Origin of the sequence: Achromobacter sp. SD115, assembly GCF_017355315.1 — a bacterium.
GTDB lineage: Bacteria > Pseudomonadota > Gammaproteobacteria > Burkholderiales > Burkholderiaceae_B > Achromobacter > Achromobacter xylosoxidans_B.
The window spans coordinates 95,244-115,527 of record NZ_JADIJM010000009.1 but is presented as its reverse complement, the minus strand read 5'-3'; the positions used below and the strand labels follow the sequence as shown (position 1 = coordinate 115,527).

15 protein-coding genes are annotated in these 20,284 nt (G+C 68.4%); 2 read left to right on the top strand and 13 right to left on the bottom strand.

Translation table 11 applies throughout. The annotated features are described in order from the left end of the window. The 5 genes from pdxA to IPU70_RS14765 form a co-directional block, all read right to left on the bottom strand. Window positions 1-1,053: a 4-hydroxythreonine-4-phosphate dehydrogenase PdxA gene (pdxA, locus tag IPU70_RS14785; protein WP_207468278.1), complete on the bottom strand. Its 1,053-nt coding sequence runs from the start codon at window positions 1,051-1,053 to the stop codon at window positions 1-3. Continuing rightward, window positions 1,050-2,267 (bottom strand): D-threonate kinase, encoded by a 1,218-nt coding sequence (dtnK, locus tag IPU70_RS14780; RefSeq protein WP_207468277.1) that lies wholly within the window; start codon window positions 2,265-2,267, stop codon window positions 1,050-1,052. The genes pdxA and dtnK overlap by 4 nt, the downstream gene beginning before the upstream one ends. Then, window positions 2,264-3,289: a 2-keto-3-deoxygluconate permease gene (locus tag IPU70_RS14775; RefSeq protein WP_207468275.1), complete on the bottom strand. Its 1,026-nt coding sequence runs from the start codon at window positions 3,287-3,289 to the stop codon at window positions 2,264-2,266. Before IPU70_RS14775 ends, dtnK begins: the two co-directional genes overlap by 4 nt. A 148-nt stretch (window positions 3,290-3,437) precedes the next feature. Continuing rightward, the gene (locus IPU70_RS14770) at window positions 3,438-5,564 is read right to left on the bottom strand and encodes a TonB-dependent siderophore receptor (protein ID WP_207468273.1); all 2,127 of its coding nucleotides are present in this window, start codon (window positions 5,562-5,564) and stop codon (window positions 3,438-3,440) included. A 239-nt stretch (window positions 5,565-5,803) separates the two neighbouring features. After that, on the bottom strand, window positions 5,804-6,328 hold the full coding sequence (locus IPU70_RS14765) for a MarR family winged helix-turn-helix transcriptional regulator (RefSeq protein WP_207468271.1): 525 nt from the start codon (window positions 6,326-6,328) through the stop codon (window positions 5,804-5,806). Window positions 6,329-6,494: 166 nt separating this feature from the next. Here IPU70_RS14765 and IPU70_RS14760 point away from each other — a divergent pair, with 166 nt between their 5' ends. Both IPU70_RS14760 and IPU70_RS14755 read left to right on the top strand, forming a co-directional pair. Next, window positions 6,495-7,469, top strand: a complete 975-nt coding sequence (locus IPU70_RS14760; protein WP_207468270.1) for a Bug family tripartite tricarboxylate transporter substrate binding protein — start codon at window positions 6,495-6,497, stop codon at window positions 7,467-7,469. A 10-nt stretch (window positions 7,470-7,479) separates the two neighbouring features. Further along, the gene (locus tag IPU70_RS14755; protein ID WP_207468269.1) at window positions 7,480-9,048 is read left to right on the top strand and encodes a sulfatase-like hydrolase/transferase; all 1,569 of its coding nucleotides are present in this window, start codon (window positions 7,480-7,482) and stop codon (window positions 9,046-9,048) included. A 51-nt stretch (window positions 9,049-9,099) separates the two neighbouring features. On the opposite strand, the gene IPU70_RS14750 is transcribed toward IPU70_RS14755, so the two are convergent. The 8 genes from IPU70_RS14750 to IPU70_RS14715 all read right to left on the bottom strand — a co-directional run bounded on the left by IPU70_RS14750 (window position 9,100) and on the right by IPU70_RS14715 (window position 20,280). Then, a complete protein-coding gene (locus IPU70_RS14750) occupies window positions 9,100-10,803 on the bottom strand; it encodes an AMP-binding protein (protein ID WP_207468268.1) in 1,704 nt (567 codons plus the stop codon). Between the two features lie 48 nt (window positions 10,804-10,851). Further along, window positions 10,852-11,442, bottom strand: coding sequence for a chalcone isomerase family protein (locus IPU70_RS14745; RefSeq protein WP_207468267.1), 591 nt, complete (start codon window positions 11,440-11,442; stop codon window positions 10,852-10,854). Continuing rightward, on the bottom strand, window positions 11,406-11,951 hold the full coding sequence (locus IPU70_RS14740) for a PaaI family thioesterase (RefSeq protein ID WP_013395129.1): 546 nt from the start codon (window positions 11,949-11,951) through the stop codon (window positions 11,406-11,408). Before IPU70_RS14740 ends, IPU70_RS14745 begins: the two co-directional genes overlap by 37 nt. Window positions 11,952-11,968: 17 nt before the next feature. Further along, complete coding sequence (locus IPU70_RS14735) at window positions 11,969-13,168, bottom strand: acetyl-CoA C-acyltransferase (RefSeq protein WP_207468266.1); 1,200 nt, start codon at window positions 13,166-13,168, stop codon at window positions 11,969-11,971. Window position 13,169: 1 nt separating this feature from the next. After that, entirely contained in the window at window positions 13,170-15,560 is a 2,391-nt protein-coding gene (locus tag IPU70_RS14730) for a 3-hydroxyacyl-CoA dehydrogenase/enoyl-CoA hydratase family protein (protein WP_207468265.1), read from the bottom strand. Window positions 15,561-15,628: 68 nt separating this feature from the next. Then, on the bottom strand, window positions 15,629-16,951 hold the full coding sequence (locus IPU70_RS14725) for an OmpP1/FadL family transporter (protein WP_013395126.1): 1,323 nt from the start codon (window positions 16,949-16,951) through the stop codon (window positions 15,629-15,631). Between the two features lie 78 nt (window positions 16,952-17,029). Then, complete coding sequence (locus IPU70_RS14720; protein WP_207468264.1) at window positions 17,030-18,988, bottom strand: 3-hydroxyacyl-CoA dehydrogenase NAD-binding domain-containing protein; 1,959 nt, start codon at window positions 18,986-18,988, stop codon at window positions 17,030-17,032. After that, entirely contained in the window at window positions 18,985-20,280 is a 1,296-nt protein-coding gene (locus tag IPU70_RS14715; protein WP_207468263.1) for an acetyl-CoA C-acetyltransferase, read from the bottom strand. Before IPU70_RS14715 ends, IPU70_RS14720 begins: the two co-directional genes overlap by 4 nt. Window positions 20,281-20,284 lie beyond the last annotated feature (4 nt).

The following is a 20,284-nucleotide window of genomic DNA, read 5'->3' as shown; positions in this document are numbered from 1 at the left end:
TCAACCTCCGGTTTGTGCCCGCGCAGTTTCCCACACATGCGTCCAGCCCGGGGCCAGATGCGCGGCGCGCTCGGCGGCCAGGATCAGGCTGTCCTCGCGGGCGATACCCTTGCCGGCGATGTCGAAGGCGGTGCCGTGGTCCACGGACACGCGCACGACCGGCAGGCCCACCGTGATGTTCACGCCGTCGTCGCCATACACCGCCTTGAAGGGCGCGTGGCCCTGGTCGTGGTAACAGGCAATCACGAACTTCCACTTGCCGCGCACGGCTTGCGGGAACAGCGCGTCGGCCGGGATGGGGCCGGCGGCCAGGATGCCGGCGGCATTGGCTTCGGCCACGGCGGGCGCCAGGATGTCGGCGTCCTCGCTGCCGAAGATGCCGTTTTCGCCGGCATGCGGATTCAGGCCCGATACGGCCACCGGCTGGTCGCCGCGGCCCAGCGCCTGGGCGAACGAACCGGCCAGTCGCAGCACCGCGCGCATGCGCGCCGGGGTCAGGTCTTCGATGGCCTGGCGCAGCGACACGTGGGTGGTGGCGTGGAAAATGTAGAGATCGCCGGCCGACAGCACCAGCGAGAAGGTCTTGACGCCGAACTCGTGCGCCAGCAGCTCGGTGTGGCCGGGCCACTTGTGGCCGGCGGCATGCATGGCGGCTTTGTTGAGCGGGGCGGTGACGATGCCGTCGACCTCGCCGGCGCGCGCCAGGGCGCAGGCCGTGGTGACGAAGCGCACCGAGCCGTCGCCCGCGTCGGCGCTGATCTCGCCCAGCTTCACATGGGCCAGCGACGGGCCGGCCTGCAGTACTTCAATCGTGCCGGGCGTGTTGCTGCAGTCGGCCGCGCGGTCCAGCTTGCGCACGATGGCGGGGTCGCCGCCCAGGCTGCGCACGGCATTGGCCATCACGTCCACGTCGCCGACCACCAGCAGGCGGGCCTTCTGGCGCAGTTCATCATGGCCCATCAGCATCTTGGCGGTGATTTCCGGCCCGATGCCCGCCACGTCGCCCAGGGTTACGGCCAGCAGGGGCAGCTTGCCCGATTGGGGTTGTGTCATCGCTTGAATCTCCTGTCGCGGATCGCGCGCACCGCGCGAACCAGTACATCTTCGGTGCCAAAGCCGCCGGCCTTGGTCACCACGGGCAGGCCGGCGGCCGTGCCTCCGGTCAGCGTGCCCAGGGGCACGCCGCCCATGACTTCATCCACCAGCGCAATGCCGCGGGCGCCCAGCGCCACCAGCACGCTGCGCGCGCCGTCGCCGCCGGTGGCGACCACGCCGGCCGCGTTGGCGCTGGCAATCAATTGCGCGGCCAGGCTGCCCAGGCGCGCGGCGACGGTCTCGGAATCCAGGCCGTCCAGTTGGCCTTCCGGCGCCAGCAGCAGCACCGTACCGGCCTGCGCGGGGGCTTGCGCGTGCGCCTGCAGCAGAGGCTGGCTCCAGGCCTGCCATGCGGCGTCGTCGGCCAATTGGGCCAGCGAAGGCGTCCAGGTGTCCGCGCCCGAGGCTTGCAGCGCGGCGGCTTGCGCCCGCGCCGCGCTGTGTTGCGAGGTCACCACCACGACCACCGGCGCGGTCTGGTCGGCGCCTGCCCAGACCCGGGCCAGCGGCACGGCCAGGCCGCCCGCGCCCACGGGCAGGACGTGCACGCCAAGCAGGCCGATGGCGCGCGCCAGACGCTCCAGGTCGGCTTCGTTGGCGGCGTCGACCACCACGGTGTTGCCGGCCGCGCGGATGCGCGCCGCCAGCGCTTGCGGCGTGTCGCCGTCTTGCGCCGCTACATGGGCGCAGCCCAGTAGCGTCGGGATATGGCTTTCGGTCACGGGCGTGACCGGATCGGTGGCCGCCGAGGTCTCGGTGACCGGCTTGCCGTTGACGTAGAGCACGCCTTGTTCGACGGTGCGGCCGGTGGCCGGAAAGGCCGGGCAGATCACCGCCACGGTGTCCGGTCCCCAGGCCTCGCGCGCGGCGTCGATCTCGGCCTTGAAGGCGCCGCGCAAGGTGGAGTCCACTTTCTTGTACAGGCGCGTGACGCCGGCCGCGCGCAGGCGCCGCACGTTCTGCCAGACGACTTCGGCCGCGTCGGCGGCCGACAGGGGGCGGCTGTTGGTCGTGACCGCCAGCACTTCCACGCCGGCGGCGCCCGGACCCGACAGCGCCTCGTCGGCGCCGCCGATGGACAGGTGCGTGTTCCAGCCGGCGCGCACGAACTGCACCGCCGTGTCGCCGGAACCGGTCAGGTCATCGGCGACGATGGCGATGGCGGGATTCAAAGCGCTTCTCCGCGCGCTTCACGCAGGGCGGGCGCGACCGCGGGGTCGGCGTCCTCGGACTTGAGCTCGCCGGCGCGCTTGAGGAAGTACGAGGCCAGCATCGGGGCCAGGATCGAGCTGATCAGCACGCAGGCGGCGACCTGCGCGGTGGCGGTCGACACGTATTGCTGGAAGTTGGGATCGGCTGCCGCCACGACCGCGGGAGTGGCGATGGCATTGCCGGCGGTGGTGCCGGCCGCGAAGCCCAGGCCGCTCTTGCCGCCGCGCTTCAGGATGTAGCGATAGCCCAGGTAGACCAGGCCGCCGGTGATGGGGCTGATGATCAGGCCCAGGATCAGGCCGCTGATGCCGCCGGAAACCACGGCGCCCAGGTTGATGCCGGTGCCCAGCGAGAAGGCGAAGAACGGGATGACGATGTTGGGCACGGGCTTGAGCACGTCGCGCCACTTGGGATCCAGGTTGCCGACCACCACGCCCAGCAGGAACGGCACCAGCGCCGCCACCAGGGCGATCATGGGGATGTCGGCCAGGCCCGAGGCGCCCAGGAACAGCAGGCTGAAGAAGGGGCCGTCGTTGACCGCGCTGGCCACATAGGCGCCGCGATCGCGGGCGTCGCCGTACTGGCCGGTATAGGCCAGCCACAGGCCGCCGTTGCTGTTGTCGAAGGCCGCCAGCAACGCCAGGATGGAGACGCCGAGCACGCCGTCCAGGCCGACGTAGCTGCCCAGGATGATGATGAGGGTGGCGGGCACCAGCGTCTTCATCAGCAGGATGGTGCCGGCGGTGGCCAGGATGGGGCCGCCCGTGCGCGCATTGACCTGGGTGCCGGTGGCGAAGATCAGCAGCGCGATCAGGGGCAGGGCGCTGTTCTTGAACAACGCCGTGGTGAAGCCGCCGATCGCCAGGGCGTCGGGCGCGAAGGTGCCGATCAGGGAACCCAGGATCAGCGGCACCAGCATCAATCCACCGGGGATTTTCTGCATCGTGCCAAAAAAGGGCGAGCGGGTAGTTTCGGTCGACACTATCGGAGTCTCCAAGACGGTTTTTCTGGGTTGCAGACGTTCGAGCGCGCGTCTGTCAGACGGTTGATCAGGGATGAAAAACCGTAGTGTACACCTGTACGTACAGCATGTACGTACAGGTTTTCCCGCCCAGGAGGGAGTTCCGATTCTAGAAGCGGTAGGCGCCGCTCAGCATGACGGTGCGGCGCGCGCCGTAGAAGCAGTCGCCGCGGTCCAGGCAGACCACCTCATAAGTGCGGTCCGCGATGTTGTTCACGTTCAACGCATAGCGCCAAGGGCCATTGTCGTAGCTGAGCATGGCGTCGAACAGCGTGACTGCCGGCGTTTCCGGAGCGCCGCCGTCGCGGAACGCCGACAGGTAGCGCACGCCCGCGCCCACCGCGAAGCCAGGCTGGCCGGCCAGCGCGAAGCGGTACTTGCCCCACATGGAGGCCATGTGCTTGGGCTGCGCCTCCAGCTGCGGATCCAGGTCGGTGTAGATGTAGTTGGCGATCACGTCCACGTCCTTGGTGACGCGGCCGCGCAGCTCCAGTTCCACGCCGCGGGTGCGGGTCTTGCCGGCCTGGATCTGGTTGTTGGGATTGTTTGGATCGTTGGTCTGACGGTTCTTTTCGCGCAGGTCGTAGGCGGCGGCCGTGAATTCGATGTCGACATCCTTCGGCATGTACTTGATGCCGGCTTCGACCTGCTTGCCGCGCATGGGCTTCCAGCGCTGGTTGTAGAAGTCGGCGCCGGCAATGGGCGTGAACGATTCGCTATAGCTGAGGTAGGGCGACCAGCCGTTGTCGGCCGCGTACATCAGGCCGAAACGCTTGGTGGTGGCCATGTCGGTTTCGCGGTCCTGGCCTTCGGTGGTGCTGTCGGCGCGGTCGCGACGGATGCCGGCCAGGAAGATCCAGTTCTTGTCGAACTTGATCTGGTCCTGCGCGTAGAAGCCGATCTGCTGCTGGTTGATCTTGGGGTTGTCCGACAGTTCGTATTCGGGCGAGTTGCCGTACACGGGGTGATACAGGTCCAGCGGCGAGCCCGCGCCGCCCGCGGTCTTGCTGGTCTCGCGGTAGCGCGAATAGTCCATGCCGAAGATCACCGTGTGCTCGGTGCGGCCCCAGTTCAGCTTGCCTTCCAGGTTCTGGTCGGCCAAGAGCGTGCGCATGCGCGGTTTGTTGACGTAGAAGATGCGGTCGACGGTGGTCTGTTCCGGATCGATGTAGGAATCGCCGCGGCGCGCGCCGTAGACGTTGGGATAGAGCGTCTTGTAGTCGACGCTGCTGACCGTATTGCGGAAGTTCTGCCGTACTTTCCAAGTGTCGTTGAACTGGTGCTCGAACAGCCAGCCCACGCTGAATTGCTCGGTGTCGTAGGCGTCGAACCCGGGCTCGCTGGCAAAGCGCCGGGTCGGGATGCGGCCGTTGGGATTTTCCTGCACCGAGCCGCTCCACGGCAGGAAGGACTGCGTGGTGCCGGCGCGGTCCTTCTGCCAGGTGGCCTGCAGCGTCAGCGAGGTTGCCGCGCTGGGACGCCAGGTCAAGGACGGCGCCAGCATCAGGCGGTCGTCCGGCGCGTACTGCACCTGGGTGTCACTGTCGCGCCCCACCGCAATGACGCGGTACAGCCACTGGCCGTCCTCGCTGGCTGGACCCGTCAGGTCGGCCTGGATCTCGCGGCGGTTGTGGTTGCCCAGCACCACGCCGATCTCGCGTTGAGTCTCTTCGAGGGGGCGCTTGCTGACCAGGTTGACGATGCCGCCGGTGCTGCCCTGTCCATACAGCATGGAAGAAGGGCCGCGCAGCACTTCCACCCGCTCCATCGCATAGACCTCGGTGCGCGGATTGTTGAAGCTGAAGTACTGGCGCAAACCGTCCAGGTATTGCACCGGCTCCACGCCGCGGATCCGCACGTAGTCGGCGCGGTTGTCCACGCCATACGCATTGGGGCGCACGCCGGCCGCGTAGTTCATGGTGTCCTGGATGTTCTGCGCGCCCTGGTCCACGATCTGCTCGCGGGGGATCACGGTGATGGCTTGCGGCGTTTCCGACAAGGGCGTGTCGGTCTTGGTGGCGGTGGCGCTGCGCGTGGCGACGTAGCCTTCGACCGGGCTGGTCGCGGTTTCGCCGGTGCCGGTGACCTGCACGGCCGGCAGGATGGTGGCGGGTTCGCTGGATGCGGCGGGCTGGGCCTGGGCTATGGCGCCCAGGCAGGCCGCAAGCGCGGCGGCGGTGGGCAACAGGATCAGCGGCCGCGCGCGCCGGGCGGCGGAATGAGAGTGGCGTTTCAATGGATTTCCCCTGCGGCCTGATATCAGCCGATTGCGCATGCAAATGACAACGATAACTATTATTAATTTAGTGCATCGCCGCTGTCAGGAAATGCATGGGCCGCAGATGTAAAAAAGCCCTGCAAAGCTTGCCGGGCAGTAAGGTGGAAGGAGAAAAATGCCGTGCTATCAGTGGCTTGCGATCGCATCCGGAAGGGGCGTTGCCGCCACGCGCCTGTTGGCGGGGTACGACAGATCGTTCATGCGTGCCGCAGCCGGCGGGTGCCGCCGTCGCGCCGGCTGGCCTTTTCCGAGACGATATTGTCCTCGGCCATGCGGCGGCCGCGCTGCTCGATGCGGCCGAGAAAATTGCGCAGCAAGGCGACCTCGTCATCGCTCAGGTCCTGCACCAGCAGGTCGTTCAGGCGCGAGACCTCGGGCAGCAGGGCGTCGTAGCGGGCGATGCCTTCGGCCGTCGCTTCCACGCGCACCACGCGGCGGTCCGCGCTGTCGTGCAGGCGGCGCAGCCAGCCTTTCTCGCATAGCGCGCCCAGGGTGCGCGAGGTGCGCGTCAGGTCGAGCTTGGCCGCGGCCGCCAGTTCGGCCGAATTCATGGTACCGCCCTCGACGGCACAGGCCAGCACGCGCCATTCGCGGCGCGTGATGCCAAAGCGTCCTTCGCACAGGCGCAGGAATACCGGATTGGATTGCGACCACGCCTGGTACAGCCGGTACATCAGCATGTCGGCAAGCTGGCGTTGGCCGGGTTCGGGGATGTTCGGCATGGCGTTTCCTCCAGGTGGCGTTGCAGTTCGCGCTGCATATCGTTATGGGCAGTCCTGGATTAGATCAACAAATGCGCGCGTTGCTAAATTCAATTTCCCTATTTGGGTATTGGCCATGCAGTGACAACCATAATCGACAGCGGGCCACTGTCTCCAGGAGTGGACCATGCGTAGATGGATATCGGGCGCTGCCGCGGCAGTGGTACTTGCGGGGGCCGCACCGCTGGCCGGGGCGCAGCAGTCCCCGCTGGACGGGACGCTGACGGTGGTGGTGGGTTACCCGCCGGGCGGCAGTTCGGACCGCATCGCGCGGCTGGTCGCGGACCGGCTCAAGGACCGGGTCGGTGTACCCGTGGTGGTCGAGAACAAGACCGGGGCGGGCGGCCGCATCGCGGCGCAAGCCCTGCACGCGGCGCCGGCAGGCCAGAACGTACTGATGCTGGCGAACCCGGCCGTGATGGTGGTGGCGCCGCTGGTCTACGCCCAACCCGGCTATGACGCGCAGCGCGACTTCAAGCCCGTGTCGCTGGTCAGCAGCTACAAGTTTGCGCTGGCGGTGGCGGCGAATTCGCCGATCCAGGACCTGGCCGGCCTGCGGCAGTGGCTGAAGACCAACCCCAAGCAGTTCGCCGTGGGCGTGCCGGCCACCGGCAGCCTGCCGCACTTCTTCGCGCTGATGCTGGGCCGCGAACTGGGCCAGGAACCGGAAGTGGTCGGCTACCGCGGATCGGCGCCGCTGATTTCCGAACTGATAGGGGGCATCCTGCCGCAAGGCATAGATACGCTGGACACCTTGCTGCCGCAGCATCGCGCCGGCAAGATCCGCATCCTTGCCGTGTCCGGCGACGCGCGCGATGCCGAACTGAAGGACGTGCCCACCTTCAAGGAGGGCGGAGTGAACCTGGCGGCCGAAGGCTGGAACGCGTTCTTCGCGCCGGCCGCGATGCCGCAGGCCAAGGCCGACAGGCTGGGCGCGGACATCGCGGCGGTGCTACGCGAGCCCGCCATGCAAGAGGCCGTGCGCGCCGCATACCTGGAACCGGTGTCGCTGGATGCGCGCGGCACGGCCGACGCCTTGGCCGCCTACCGCAAGCAATGGGAGCCCGTGGTGCGCGCATCCGGCTTCACGGCCACGCAATAGGAGGACGGCGATGAGCGATGTGCAGAACGTGTTGTTCATCATGGCCGACCAACTGCGGGCGGATCACCTGAGCTGTTATGGCCATCCCTACCTGCAGACGCCCAGCCTGGACGCGTTGGCGGCGCGCGGCGCGCGCTTCGACCGCGCCTTCGTGAACTCGGGCGTGTGCGGACCGTCGCGCATGAGCTACTACACCGGGCGTTATCCCTCGCGCCACGGCGCTACCTGGAACCGCGTGCCGCTGTCGGTCAACGAGATCACGCTGGGCGAGTACCTGGCGGGGCAGGGCCGCGAACTGGCGCTGGCCGGCAAGACCCACATCATCCCCGACAAGGCCGGCATGGAGCGGCTGGCCATCGACGGCAGCTCCGAGCTGGGCGTACTGCTCAGCCGCGGCGGCTTCGCCGAACTGGACCGCTACGACGGCCACCACGCGCCGGGCGACGAAAGCGGCTATCCCGCCTTTCTGCGGCGCCACGGGTACGAGAGCGCGGACCCCTGGAGCGACTACGTGATCGCCGCGGTCGACGCGGGCGGCCGGGTGGTCAGCGGCTGGAACATGCGCAACGCGCATCTGCCCGCGCGCGTGGCCGAGCCGCATTCCGAGACCGCTTACATGACGGACCAGGCGCTGGACTTCATGAAGCGGCGCGGCAGCCAGCCCTGGGTGCTGCACCTGAGTTACGTGAAGCCGCACTGGCCCTACATGGCGCCGGATCCCTATCACAAGCGCTACACCCCGGACCAATGCCTGCCGGTCCGGCGCAATCGGGAAGAACTGGAGACGGCGCACCCGGTGGTGGCTGCCTACCGGCAGCATGAAGAGAGCGTCAGCTTTGCCACCGACGATTGCGTGCGCGTGGTGCGTCCGGCCTACCAGGGCTTGATCCGCCAGCTGGACGATCATCTGGGCCGGCTGTTCGACTACATGGAAGGCGCGGGCCTGATGAAGAACACGCTTATCGTGTTCACTTCGGACCACGGCGATTTCCTCGGCGATCACTGGCTGGGCGAAAAAGAGCTGTTCTACGACACCGCGCAGCGCGTGCCCTTCATCGTCATGGACCCTTCGGCCGGGGCTGACGCCACGCGCGGCCGCGCGCTGGACGACATGGTGGAAAGCGTGGACCTGGTGCCCACGGTGCTGCGCGCGCTGGGTACGCCCGGGCCTGGCCACCGGCTGGAGGGCCGCGAATTGCAGACTTTGCTGCACGGCCGCGACATCGCCACGCCTTGGCGCGACTGCGTGTACTCCGAGCTGGACTACAGCTTCCGCCAGGCTCGCGTTCTTTGCGGCAAGACGCCGCAGAACGCCCGCGCCTGGTCGGTGCGCACGGACCGCTGGCGCTACGTGTACTGGCTGGACGAGCGCGAGCAGCTCTTCGACCTGCAGGCCGATCCCGACGAATACCAGGACCTGGGCGCGAGCAGCGCGCACGCCGAAACGCGCCAGGCGCTGCGCCAGCGCCTGCTGGAATGGATGCTGCGCGGCAAGCGCCGCACCACCATCAGCGACGAAGCCGTGGAAAAGGGCACCAACGCCCACAAGCGGGCAGGGGTGTACTTCGGCCAGTGGTAGTCCGGACTGTAGCGCAAGGCGCCGGCTCGCGTACCCGGCGAGCCGGCGGATTCAGGCCTGGCCCGGCTGCCGGACGGGCGCCGGCGCGGCCTGCTGCGCTGCCGGCTTGAGCTCGCGGCGCAGGATCTTGCCGACATTGGTGCGTGGCAGATCATCGCGGAACTCGATGTAGCGCGGTACTTTGTAGCCGGTCAGCTGCTTGCGGCAATGCGCGATCAGGGTTTCGGCATCCAGCGCGGGATCCTTGCGGATCACGTACAGCTTGACGGCTTCGCCCGAGCGCTCGTCTGGCACGCCCACCGCCGCCACTTCGCGCACGCCCGGATGCAGGGCAGCCACGTCCTCGACCTCGTTGGGATAGACGTTGAAGCCGGACACCAGAATCATGTCCTTCTTGCGGTCCACCAGGAACACGTAACCCTTCTCGTCCACGTAGCCGACGTCGCCGGTGCGCAGGAACCCATCCGGATACAGCACCAGCGCGGTTTCGTCGGGCCGTTGCCAATAGCCCTGCGTGACCTGGGGGCCGCGCACGCAGATTTCGCCGGTCTCGCCTATGCCCAGTTCACGGCCTTCGTCGTCGCGGATGGAAATTTCGGTGGACGGCACCGGCAGGCCGATCGATCCGGTGAATTCCTGCACGTCCAGCGGATTGATCGTGACCGCGGGTGAGGTTTCGGTCAGGCCGTAGGCCTGCGCCAGCGAACGGCCAGTGACGGCGCGCCAGCGGTCCGCCACGGAGCGTTGCACCGCCATGCCGCCGCCCATCGTCAGGCGCAGCCGCGAAAAATCCAGGCGCGCGAAATCCGGGTTGTTGAGCAGCGCGTTGAACAGTGTGTTTACGCCCGTGAAGGCCGAGAACGGCACCTTGCGCATTTCCTTGACCAGCCCGGGGATGTCGCGCGGGTTGATGATGAGCAGGTTGCTGGCGCCCATCTTCATGAAGGTCAGGCAGTTCGCCGTCAGCGCGAAGATGTGATACAGCGGCAGGGCCGTCACGATGCATTCCTCGCCTTCGGTCACCAGCGGCCTGACCCAGGCATAGGCCTGGTTCAGGTTGGCCACCAGGTTGCCGTGCGTGAGCATGGCGGCCTTGGCCACGCCGGTGGTGCCACCGGTGTATTGCAGGCAGGCCAGGTCGCGCTGGTCCAGCGCCACTTCCGTGAAAGGCGCGGCGCCTCCGGCGCGCAGCGCATCGCCCAGCCGGACGGCGCCGGGCAGGGACCATGCGGGCACCATGCGCTTGACGCGGCGGACCACGAAATCCACCAGGCGCCCCTTGAGCGGCCCCAGCAGCTCGCCGATGGACGTCACCACCACGCGCTCTATCGCGGTCCCGTCCAGGGCGTTTTGCACCGTGGCGGCGAAGTTATCCGCGACCACGATGACGCGGGCGCCCGAGTCTGCCAACTGGTGCTGGAGCTCATGCGGGGTATAGAGCGGATTGCAGTTGACCACCACGCAGCCGGCGCGCAGGGCGCCGAACAGGCACACGGGGTACTGCAGCAGGTTGGGCATCATCAGCGCGACACGGTCGCCGCGGCCCAGGCCATTGGCGTGCAGCCAGGCGGCGAAGTCGCGCGTCAGCCGGTCCAGCCCGGCATAGCTGAGCGACTTGCCCATGCTGATGTACGAGGTCTTGCCGGCGTAGCGCCGGCAGCTCTCGCGCACGACCGACACCAGCGTCGTCACGCCGTCCATCTCGATCTCCGCGGGTACGCCCGCGGGATAGCTTTTCTGCCAGATTCGTTCCATTTACCGGATTTCCGTCTAGGGCCTGTACTGCAAGACGCGCCTGGAGCGCTAGCCGCCCAGCAGGGCTTTTTTCAGGGAGGCTTGGGCGGGCTTTTCGCCCAGCCAGACCCGCAGCAGGGCGCGCGCGAATGCGGGGCTGTCGATGCGGCCGCGCAGTTTGCCGTTATCCATGACCGCGACGCCGCGGGCGTCGAAATCCAGGTCTACCACGTCGCCTTCGCGCACCGAGCCGATTTCCGCCATCAGGGCGGACAGGCGGCCGGCCGGCGCTTTCAGCTCGGCCAGTTCCTGTGTGGACGTATTGTCGCGCAATCCGTCCTGCAGGGCTTCGTCCAGGCTTTTGCTGTCCACGTCGCGCAGCAGCCGCAAGCGCATGCGGCGCGGTTCATCGCTGTTGATCAGCGCGGCCGCATCGCTGCTTTTCGCGGTGGCGTACAGCGCGGCCACGTAGACTTTGACGACGAACTTGGTGCGCACGCCGGCGCCGTTCAGCACCAGCGCGCGGCCGCCCTCCGACAGGCTGTCCGGCACGCGCACGCCGGCGACTTCCAGGTCGGCGGCTTGGGCGGGGGCGCCGGCCAGGCAGGCGGCAAACATCAGGCTCAGGGCGAGGGTTCGCCCTCCGGGGATACGGCGCATGAGTCTCCTCCAGTGTTCTTCTGTTTGTAGAACTTCTTGTCTGCGATATAGATCGTGCGTTCCACGACGGCGTAGACCACGCCGTCGCGATCCTTGAGTTCCACCGTGTAGGTCCGGGTGGTTTCATGGTCGCGCGCCAGGATCGCGCGGATTTCCGCGATTTCGCCGGGCGCAAGCCGGAAGTCCACGTACAGCGTGGCGTACGCCGGCTTGCGGTAGCGGATGGAGGCGGCCTTGTCCCACACGATATGGTCCGCGCCCAGCGCGGACATCAGCATCGTGGGGTGGGCGCCATCGGTCACGGCGAATAGCGAACCGCCATACATCGAGCCGACGATATTGCGGGTGCGCCGCAGCAGCGGCAGCTTGATGCGGATATGGTGGAAGTCCGCGGACACATGCACCACTTTGCCGCCAGTGGCGCGGAACGCCGGATGCAGGTTGAACCCCACCCGCATCAGGCGCGCCCGCCAGGTCGGCGACAGGTTCTTGAACCAATAGGGCTTCATGCTCCGCGTCGCTCCGCCTACATCGCCTCGAACAGGCCCGCCGCGCCCATGCCAGTGCCGATGCACATGGTCACCAGCCCGTACTTGCCGCCCGTGCGGCGCAGGCCGTGGGTGATGGTGGCAGTGCGGATCGCGCCCGTGGCGCCCAGCGGGTGGCCCAGCGCGATCGCTCCGCCCAGCGGGTTCACCTTGGACGGATCCAGCTTCAGTTCGCGGATGACGGCCAGCGACTGGGCGGCGAAGGCTTCGTTCAGTTCGATCCAGTCCAGCGCGTCCTGGCCGATACCGGCGCGTTGCAGCACCTTGGGAATGGCCGCGACGGGACCGATGCCCATGACCTCGGGCGGCACCCCGGCCACGGCGAAGCTGGCAAAGCGCGCCAGCGGGCTGAGGTTGAATTCGCGCAGGATGCGGTCGGATACCAGGATCACGGCGGCGGCGCCGTCGGACATCTGCGAGCTGTTGCCGGCGGTAACGCTGCCGCGCGCGGCGAACACGGGCTTCAGCCGGGCCAGCGCCGCGGCGCTGCTGTCCGGGCGCGGACCCTCGTCCACCTCGACCAGGCGGCGTGTGACGCGCACCGTGCCGCTGGCGTCGCCGGGCTGGCGCGATACGGTCTCATAGGGCGTGATCTCGGCGCGGAAATGGCCGGCGGCGATGGCCGCGCAGGCCTTCTGGTGCGAGGCCAGGGCGAAGGCGTCCTGGTCCTCGCGCGAGACCTTCCAGCGTTCGGCGACTTTTTCGCCGGTCAGGCCCATGCCGAAGGCCATGCCGATGTTCTCCTGGTGTTCGAAGATGGCCGGGTTCATCGACACCTTGTTGCCCATGATCTGCGGCATGGCGCTCATGGATTCGGTACCCGCGCCTATCATGATGTCGGCTTCGCCGGTGCGGATGCGGGCCGCGGCGTCCGCCACCGCCTGCAGGCCGGAGGCGCAGAAGCGGTTCACGGTGACCCCGGCCACGCTTTGCGGCAGGCCGGCGAGCAGCAGGCCGATGCGGGCCACGTTCATGCCCTGTTCGGCTTCCGGCATGGCGCAGCCGGCGATGACGTCGTCAATGCGCGCGGCATCCAGGCCCGGGACCTGGGCCAGCGCGCCATTGAGCGCGGCCGCCAGCATGTCGTCGGGACGGGTGGTGATGTAGGCGCCGTTGCGCTTGCCCACCGGCAGGCGCGTGGCGGCGACGATGTAGGCGTCTTGAATCTGCTTGCTCATGTCAGTTCCTCAGGGGCTTGCCGGTGTCCAGGGTGTGGCGGATGCGGGCCTGCGTTTCAGGCGTGCGCAGCAGCGCCACGAATTCCTTGCGTTCCACCGCCAGCAGCCATTCCTCGTCGACCTTGGCGCCGGTTTCGACCTCGCCGCCGCACAGGGCGACGGCGGCGCTGCGCGCCACGCGGTAGTCGTGAGCGCTGATCATGCCGCCTTCGCGCATGTTGACCAGCACCATTTCGAAGTTGGCGATGCCGTTGCGGCCGGCGACGGGAATGTCGCGCAGGCGGGGCGGCGGCGTGTAGCCGGCCTCGGCCGCGGCGCGGGCCTGGCCGATGGCGACGTACAGCAACTCGTCGGGATGGAACACGACGATGTCGTGCTCGCGGGCGAAGCCCGCGGCGATGGCTTCCCGCGCGCTCTTGGCGACCTGCGCCATGGCGATGGTCTGGAACACCGGCTGCAGGTAGGGGAAGACCTCGCCCGGCGTGGCGGTCGCGGCCGCCAGGGCAGCGGCGCGGCCGGCGAATTCCTTGCTGCCGCCGCCGGCCGGAATCAGCCCGACGCCGGCTTCCACCAGCCCGACATAGCTTTCCAGCGCCAGCGCCCGATGCGAGGCATGCATCAGGAACTCGCAGCCGCCGCCCAGCGCCATGCCTTGCACGGCCGCCACGGTGGGAATCTGCGCGTACTTGAACGACTGCGAGGTGCGCTGGAATTTTTCGACCGTGGCCTCCAGCATGTCCCACTGGCCGGCGGCGCAGGCCTCGGCGACCTGTTGCAGGTTGGCGCCCACGGCGAAGGGCGCGTCATGCCAGATGACCAGGCCGTCGTATTCGCGCTCGGCCCGCGCCACCGCTTGCAGGATGCCTTCCAGCACTTCGGCGCCCAGGGTGTGATTCTTCGAGGTGACCGAGAGGATGGCGACGCCGGCGTCGGCCTGCGGCAGGTTCCACAGGCGCACGCCTTCGTTTTCCCAGATCGTGACGCCGCGCTCGCTGGCGCCTTCGCCATACACGCGCTCGGGGAACAACTGGCGGCGGTACACCGGCAGCGTCGAGCGCGGGCGCAACTGGCCGGTGCGCGCGGAATAGGAGCCTTGCGGCGCATGCACGCCCTGACGGTCCGGTTCCAGCGCCCAGGCGGGCAGCGGCGCGTCGCTCATGGCCTGGCCGGCGGCGATGTCCTCGGCAACCGCGGCGGCGATGGCCTGCCAGCCGGCGGCCTGCCAGGTCTCGAACGGACCTTGGGCCCAGCCGAAGCCCCAGCGCATGGCCAGGTCCAGGTCGCGCGCGTTGTCGGCCACGTGTTCAAGCTGCACGGCGCTGTAGTGGAAGATGTCGCGGAACAGGCTCCACAGGAACTGGGCCTGGGGGTGGCTGCTGGCGCGCAGCGCGGCAAAGCGCTTGCCCGGGTCGCGTTCCTTCAGCAGGGCGGCGACTTCGTCGGCCAGCTTGCCGGAGCCGGGCGCGTAATCCTGGGCCTTCAGGTCCAGCACCTGGATCTCCTTGCCCTGCTTGCGGTAGACGCCGGCGCCCGTCTTCTGGCCCAGCGCGCCCTTGGCGATCAGGGCCGAGAGCCACTCGGGCAGCGTGAAGTAGCGGTGCCAGGGATCGTCCGGCAGGTTCTTTTCCATGGTGCCGACCACGTGGGCTAGCGTGTCCAGGCCGACCACGTCGGCGGTGCGGTAAGTTGCGCTTTTGGGGCGGCCGATCTTCGGCCCGGTCAGCGCGTCGACCTCGTCGAACGCCAGGCCGAGGCGGGCCGTGTGGTGCATCGCTGCCAGGATCGAGAACACGCCGATGCGGTTGGCCACGAAGTTGGGTGTGTCCAGCGCGCGGATCACGCCCTTGCCCAGGGTCGAGGTCAGCCAGGTTTCAAGCTGGTCGAGCACGGCGGGCTGGGTGTGCGAGGTGGCGATGATCTCCACCAGCCGCATGTAGCGGGGCGGATTGAAAAAGTGGATGCCGCAAAAGCGGTCACGCAGGCCTGCGGGCAGGGCGTTGGCCAGCGCGTCGATCGACAGGCCCGAGGTGTTGGAGGCGATGATGGCGCCAGGGGCCACGTGCGGCGCGATGCGCTCGTACAGCGCGGTCTTCCAGTCCATGCGTTCGGCGATGGCCTCGATGACCAGGTCGCAGCCGCGCAGCTGTTCCAGGTCGTCGTCGTAGTTGGCGGGCGTGATGTACGCCAGGCGCGCAGCGCCGGCCAGCGGCGCGGGCTCCAGCTTCTTCAAGCCGGCGATCGCCTTCTTGACCGTGCCGTTGCGGTCGCCTTCGGGGGCGGCCAGGTCGAACAGCGTGACGGGCACGCCGGCATTGGCCAGATGGGCGGCGATCTGCGCGCCCATGACGCCGGCCCCCAGGACGGCGACGTGTTTGACGACGAACTTGCTCAAGGCAGTCTCCTGAAAAAAAGCGGATGGCGGGGCGGTCCGGACTGGACTGGTCCGCCATCCGGGGCGGGTTAGAAGCGGGACGACAGCTGTATGCCCAGGATGTGGGCATTGCTGTCATAGGTGCCCGCGACGCGGCCCTTGGTCAGCTGGCTGCCGGACGTCGTATCGATGTCCGTCTTGCGCAGATAGAGATAGGTATAGCCCACGTCGAGCGTGGTGTCCTTGGTGGCCTGCCACTGCACGCCGGTCGAGAGCCAGTAGCGGTCGTTGTCCGGCAGCGAGGTCGGGCGGTCGGCTTCCTTGTACACGGGCGACTGGTCGAAGGCGACGCCGAACTTCCACTTCCAGTTGGGCGCGAACTTGTAGTTGGCGCCCAGGGCGACGCGCCAGCTGTCGCGGAAGTTCAGCGGCAGCTCGTCATCGCGCGCGCCAGGGCCCGAGTTGCGGATCTTCAGGTTGGGGATGCTGCTCCAGCCGGTCCATGAGACGTCGCCCAGCAGCTCCCAGCGTTCGTTCAACTGGTGCGCCGCGCTCAGGATCAGTGTGTCGGGCAGGGACACGGTTGCCTTGGCGTCGAACGACACCGAGTTGCCACGCGGATAGATGCTGGTGATGTCAGTATCGCCCTTGGCCGTGTGCTTGATCTTGGAGCGGTAGGACAGGCCGATGCGGGTGTCTTCCGTCGGTTGCAGCATGAAGCCCACGTTCCAGCCCCAGGCGTCGCCCTTGAGGTTCAAGTCGGCGTCGCCAGTGGTACCCAGCGGCAGGCCCGGAACCGGCAGCACGGTCTTCTTCTTGTAATTGGCGTCGATGTGCTGCCAATTCAAGCCAAAGCCCATGGAGAACTTCTCGTTGACCTTGTAGGCGATCGACGGGTTGACGTTGATTGTCTTGATCTCGAACTTGTTGGAGTGGTACTGGCCCACCCAGCCGTCGTCGTACTCGGTCATCAGGCCGAAGGGAGCGCCCACGCCCAGGCCGATGTACCACTGTTCGTTCAATTGCCAGGAGGCGTACATATTGGGCACCACGCCCAGGTTGCCGGCGTCGCCGCCGTTGCCGCCGGTCGGGCGCGATCCGCCCAGGCCGGTGCCCGGCAGGCCGGGAATGCTGGGGTTGCGGCTGTCGCCGTTGTCGGAAAACTTGAAGGACGGCTTGATCAGGTTGACGCCGCCGGACACGTTGAAGCCGGGCAGGTAGGTCATGCCCGCCGGGTTGTAATAGATGATGCTGGCGTTCTCCGGATTCGCCGCAGAGCCCGCATAGGCGTTGCCCAGGCCGCTGGCGTTCTGCTCCAGGAGCTGAAAGCCGGCCGAGTGCGTTGCCGTGGTCGCGCCCAGGCCGACCACGAGGGCCGACAAGGTGCTCAGGGACAATGAACGTCTGCTCATGGTACTGCCTCCTCGTGATGGATAGATGTCTCTATGGCACTGCCGGTCTTGTGGGTCCGGTTTAGGGGGGTACAGGTCCTAATCGGCCTCAGCCGGTCTTATATCGCGCAATGCGTTACTGCTCTGGTAATGCAAGGGGCCGCCCGTGAATGGCGCGAACCCCGTTCCGAAAATCACGCCCGCGTCCGCCAGGTCGGCGTCGGCGACGATACCCGCATCCACGCGCTGGCGCGTGGCGTCTATCAGCGGCTGGATCAGGCGCTGCGCCAGCCCGGCGGGCGCGCCGGCCGGGCTGGCGCCCTTGGCCGGCTTGCCGTCGCGCCAGACGTAGAAGCCGCGGCCGCTCTTCTTGCCCAGGTCGCCGCGCGCCAGGCGCTCGGCCAGGCAGCGCGGCGGCTCGGCGCCGCCAGCAAGTTCCTCGCCTGCCGCGCGCGCGATGTCCAAGCCCACGGTATCGGCCAGTTCCAGCGGACCCATCGGCATGCCGAAGGCCACCATGGCTGCGTCCACGGCCTCGGGCGCCAAGCCTTCGTCCACGCTGCGCATGGCTTGCAGCATATAGGGCGCCAGCACGGCGTTGACCAGGAAGCCCGGCGCGCTCTTGACCGGCAGCACCAGCTTGTCGATCTGCCCGACGAAGGCGCAGGCGCGGGCTTGCGCGGCGCCTGCGTCGCCTTCGGCGTGCACCACCTCCACCAGCGGCATCTTGGCCACGGGATTGAAGAAGTGGATGCCCACCAGCCGTTCTGGATGCGCGAGGCCTGCGCGCAAGGTTTCCAGCGCCAGGCTGGAGGTGTTGGTGGCGAGCAGGGCATCGGCCTTCATGCGCGGTTCCAGCGAACGGTAGAGCGCGCGTTTGGCCTCGGGCTGTTCGCTGATGGCCTCGATGACGATGTCGGCCAGCGGCACGCCGCCGCCCGCCGGGTCGGGCATCAGGCGGTCGAACGCCGCGCGCGCCAGCCGCGGATCCTTCAGGCGGCGCGAGTAGAGCTGGGCGGCGCGCTTGATGGCGGGCGCGATGCGCGCCATGTCCTGGTCTTGCAAGGTGACCGTCATGCCCTTGAGCGCGCACCAGGCGGCGATATCGCCGCCCATCACGCCGGCGCCGACCACGTGCACGTGGCGCGCGGGCGCGATGCCGGCCTGTTTGCCGTTGGCCTTCAGCCGCTCCTGCAGGCGGAACACCCGCAGCAGGTTGCGGGCGGTGTCGGAGGAAATGATGCGGTCGATCAGCGCGGGCGCCTGCAGGGCGTTGCCGCCGCGCTTTTCCCAGATATCGACGATGGCGGGCGCGGCTGGATAGTGGCCCAGCGGGTCCTTGGCGGCGATCTGCTTGCGGGCGCGGCTGGCGACGATAGCCTTGAGCGGCCAGCGGTTGGCCCAGTCGCCGAAGCCGCGCGCGCGGCGCGGCGCCTTGCGCGACAGCACCGTCTGGCGCGCGGCGGCCAGCAGCAGGCGCGGCGGCACGCGCGCGTCGGCAAGCCCCAATGCGGCGGCGCGGCGCGCGTCGGCGCCGCGGCCGGTCAGCATCATGTCCAGTGCGGCGGGCGCGCCTATCAGTCGCGGCAGGCGCAGCATGCCGCCCCAGCCGGGGAAAATCCCCAGCATCACTTCGGGCAGCGCGAGCGAGGTGCCGGGCTGGTCCGCCACCAGCCGGTAGCGGCAGGCCAGCGCCAGCTCCAGGCCGCCGCCCAGGCAGTGGCCCTGGATCAACGCCAGCGTGGGATAGCGCACCGCGGCCAGGCGGTTGAAGAGATTCCAGCCGCGCGCGACCAGCGCGCGCGCCTGTTCCGGCGTGTCCAGGCTGGCGAATTCGTTGACGTCGGCGCCCACGATGAAGCCCGTGGCCTTGCCGGACTGGATGATCAGGCCCGCGGGCGGGGCCGTGTCCAGCGAATCCAGCACCACCGCCAGCTCGCTCATGGTGTCGGCGGACAAGGCATTGACCGCGCTGCCGGCGCGGTCGAAGGTCAGCCACGCCAGGCCGTCGGCATCGCGGTCCAGGCGCCAGTGGGATAGCGTATCCAGTGTCGTCATGGGCGGTCCTCGTCCAGGGTTTCGACCAGCATCGCGCCGCCTTGGCCGCCGCCGATGCAGATGGCCGCCATGCCGCGCCTGGCGCCGCGGCGCTTCAGGGCCGCGAGCAGGTGCAGCACGATGCGGGCGCCGGAAGCGCCCACGGGATGCCCGATGGCGATTGCGCCGCCATCGACGTTGAGCCGGGCCGGATCGAGGTCGCCCCAGGCCGGCGTGCCGAAGTGTTCCTGGCAATAGGCATCGTCGCGCCAGGCCGCCAGGCAGCCTAACACCTGGGCGGCGAAGGCTTCGTTGATCTCCCACAAGTCCAGGTCATTGAGGCCCAGGCCGTGGCGTTGCAGGATCGGCGTGGCCGCATGCACCGGGCCCAGGCCCATCTGCGCGGGATCGAGGCCGGCCCACTGGCTGTCGACGATGCGGCCCAGCGGCCGCAAGTTCCATTTGCGCACCGCTTCCTCGGAAGCGAGCGTCAGCATTGCGGCGCCGTCCGTCACCTGCGAGCTGTTGCCCGCGGTGATGTTGCCCCAGGGCTTGTCGAACACGGGTTTGAGCTTGGCGAGTTTTTCGGGCGTGGAGTCCTCGCGCACGCCGTCGTCGTCGGGATACAGCTTGCCTTGCGTGTCGATCAGCGGCGAGATCTCGCCCAGCGCGCCGGCCGCGCGGGCCGCCAGCGCGCGCGCATGGCTCTGGGCCGCATAGGCGTCCATCGCCGCGCGGTCGATGCCGAAGCGGGTCGCGACGTTCTCGGCGGTCTGTCCCATGGACAGGCCGACCACCGGGTCCGTCAGGCCCTTGAGCAGGCCGATGACGGGCACGAGGTTGCGCAGTCGGAAGCGGCCCAATGCCGCGAGCTTGGCGCCCATGCCGCGGGCGGCATACCAACTGGCCAGCCAGCGCACCATCTCATCCGAGTACAGCACCGGCGCGCGCGACAGGGCGTCCGTGCCGCCGGCCAGCACCAGTTCGGAACGGCCGGACTGGATATTGGCGATGGCGGAATCCAGCGCCTGCATGCCCGAGGCGCAATTGCGCATCACGGTCCAGCCCGGCACCTTGTTGCCGCAGCCCAGGCGCAGCGCGATCACGCGGCCGATGTTCACTTCGTCGGGGGACGGCGCGGCGCAGCCCACGATGACCTCGTCCAGGTCCGTGGGCGCATGGGGCTGGCGCAGCAGCAGGGCGCGCCCGGCCTGCACGGCGAGATCGCCGGCGGCGAAGGGGCCTGGGCCGGTGCGCGCCTTCAGGAAAGGCGTGCGGGCGCCGTCGACGACGTAAACCGGTTTGAATGCCATCCGC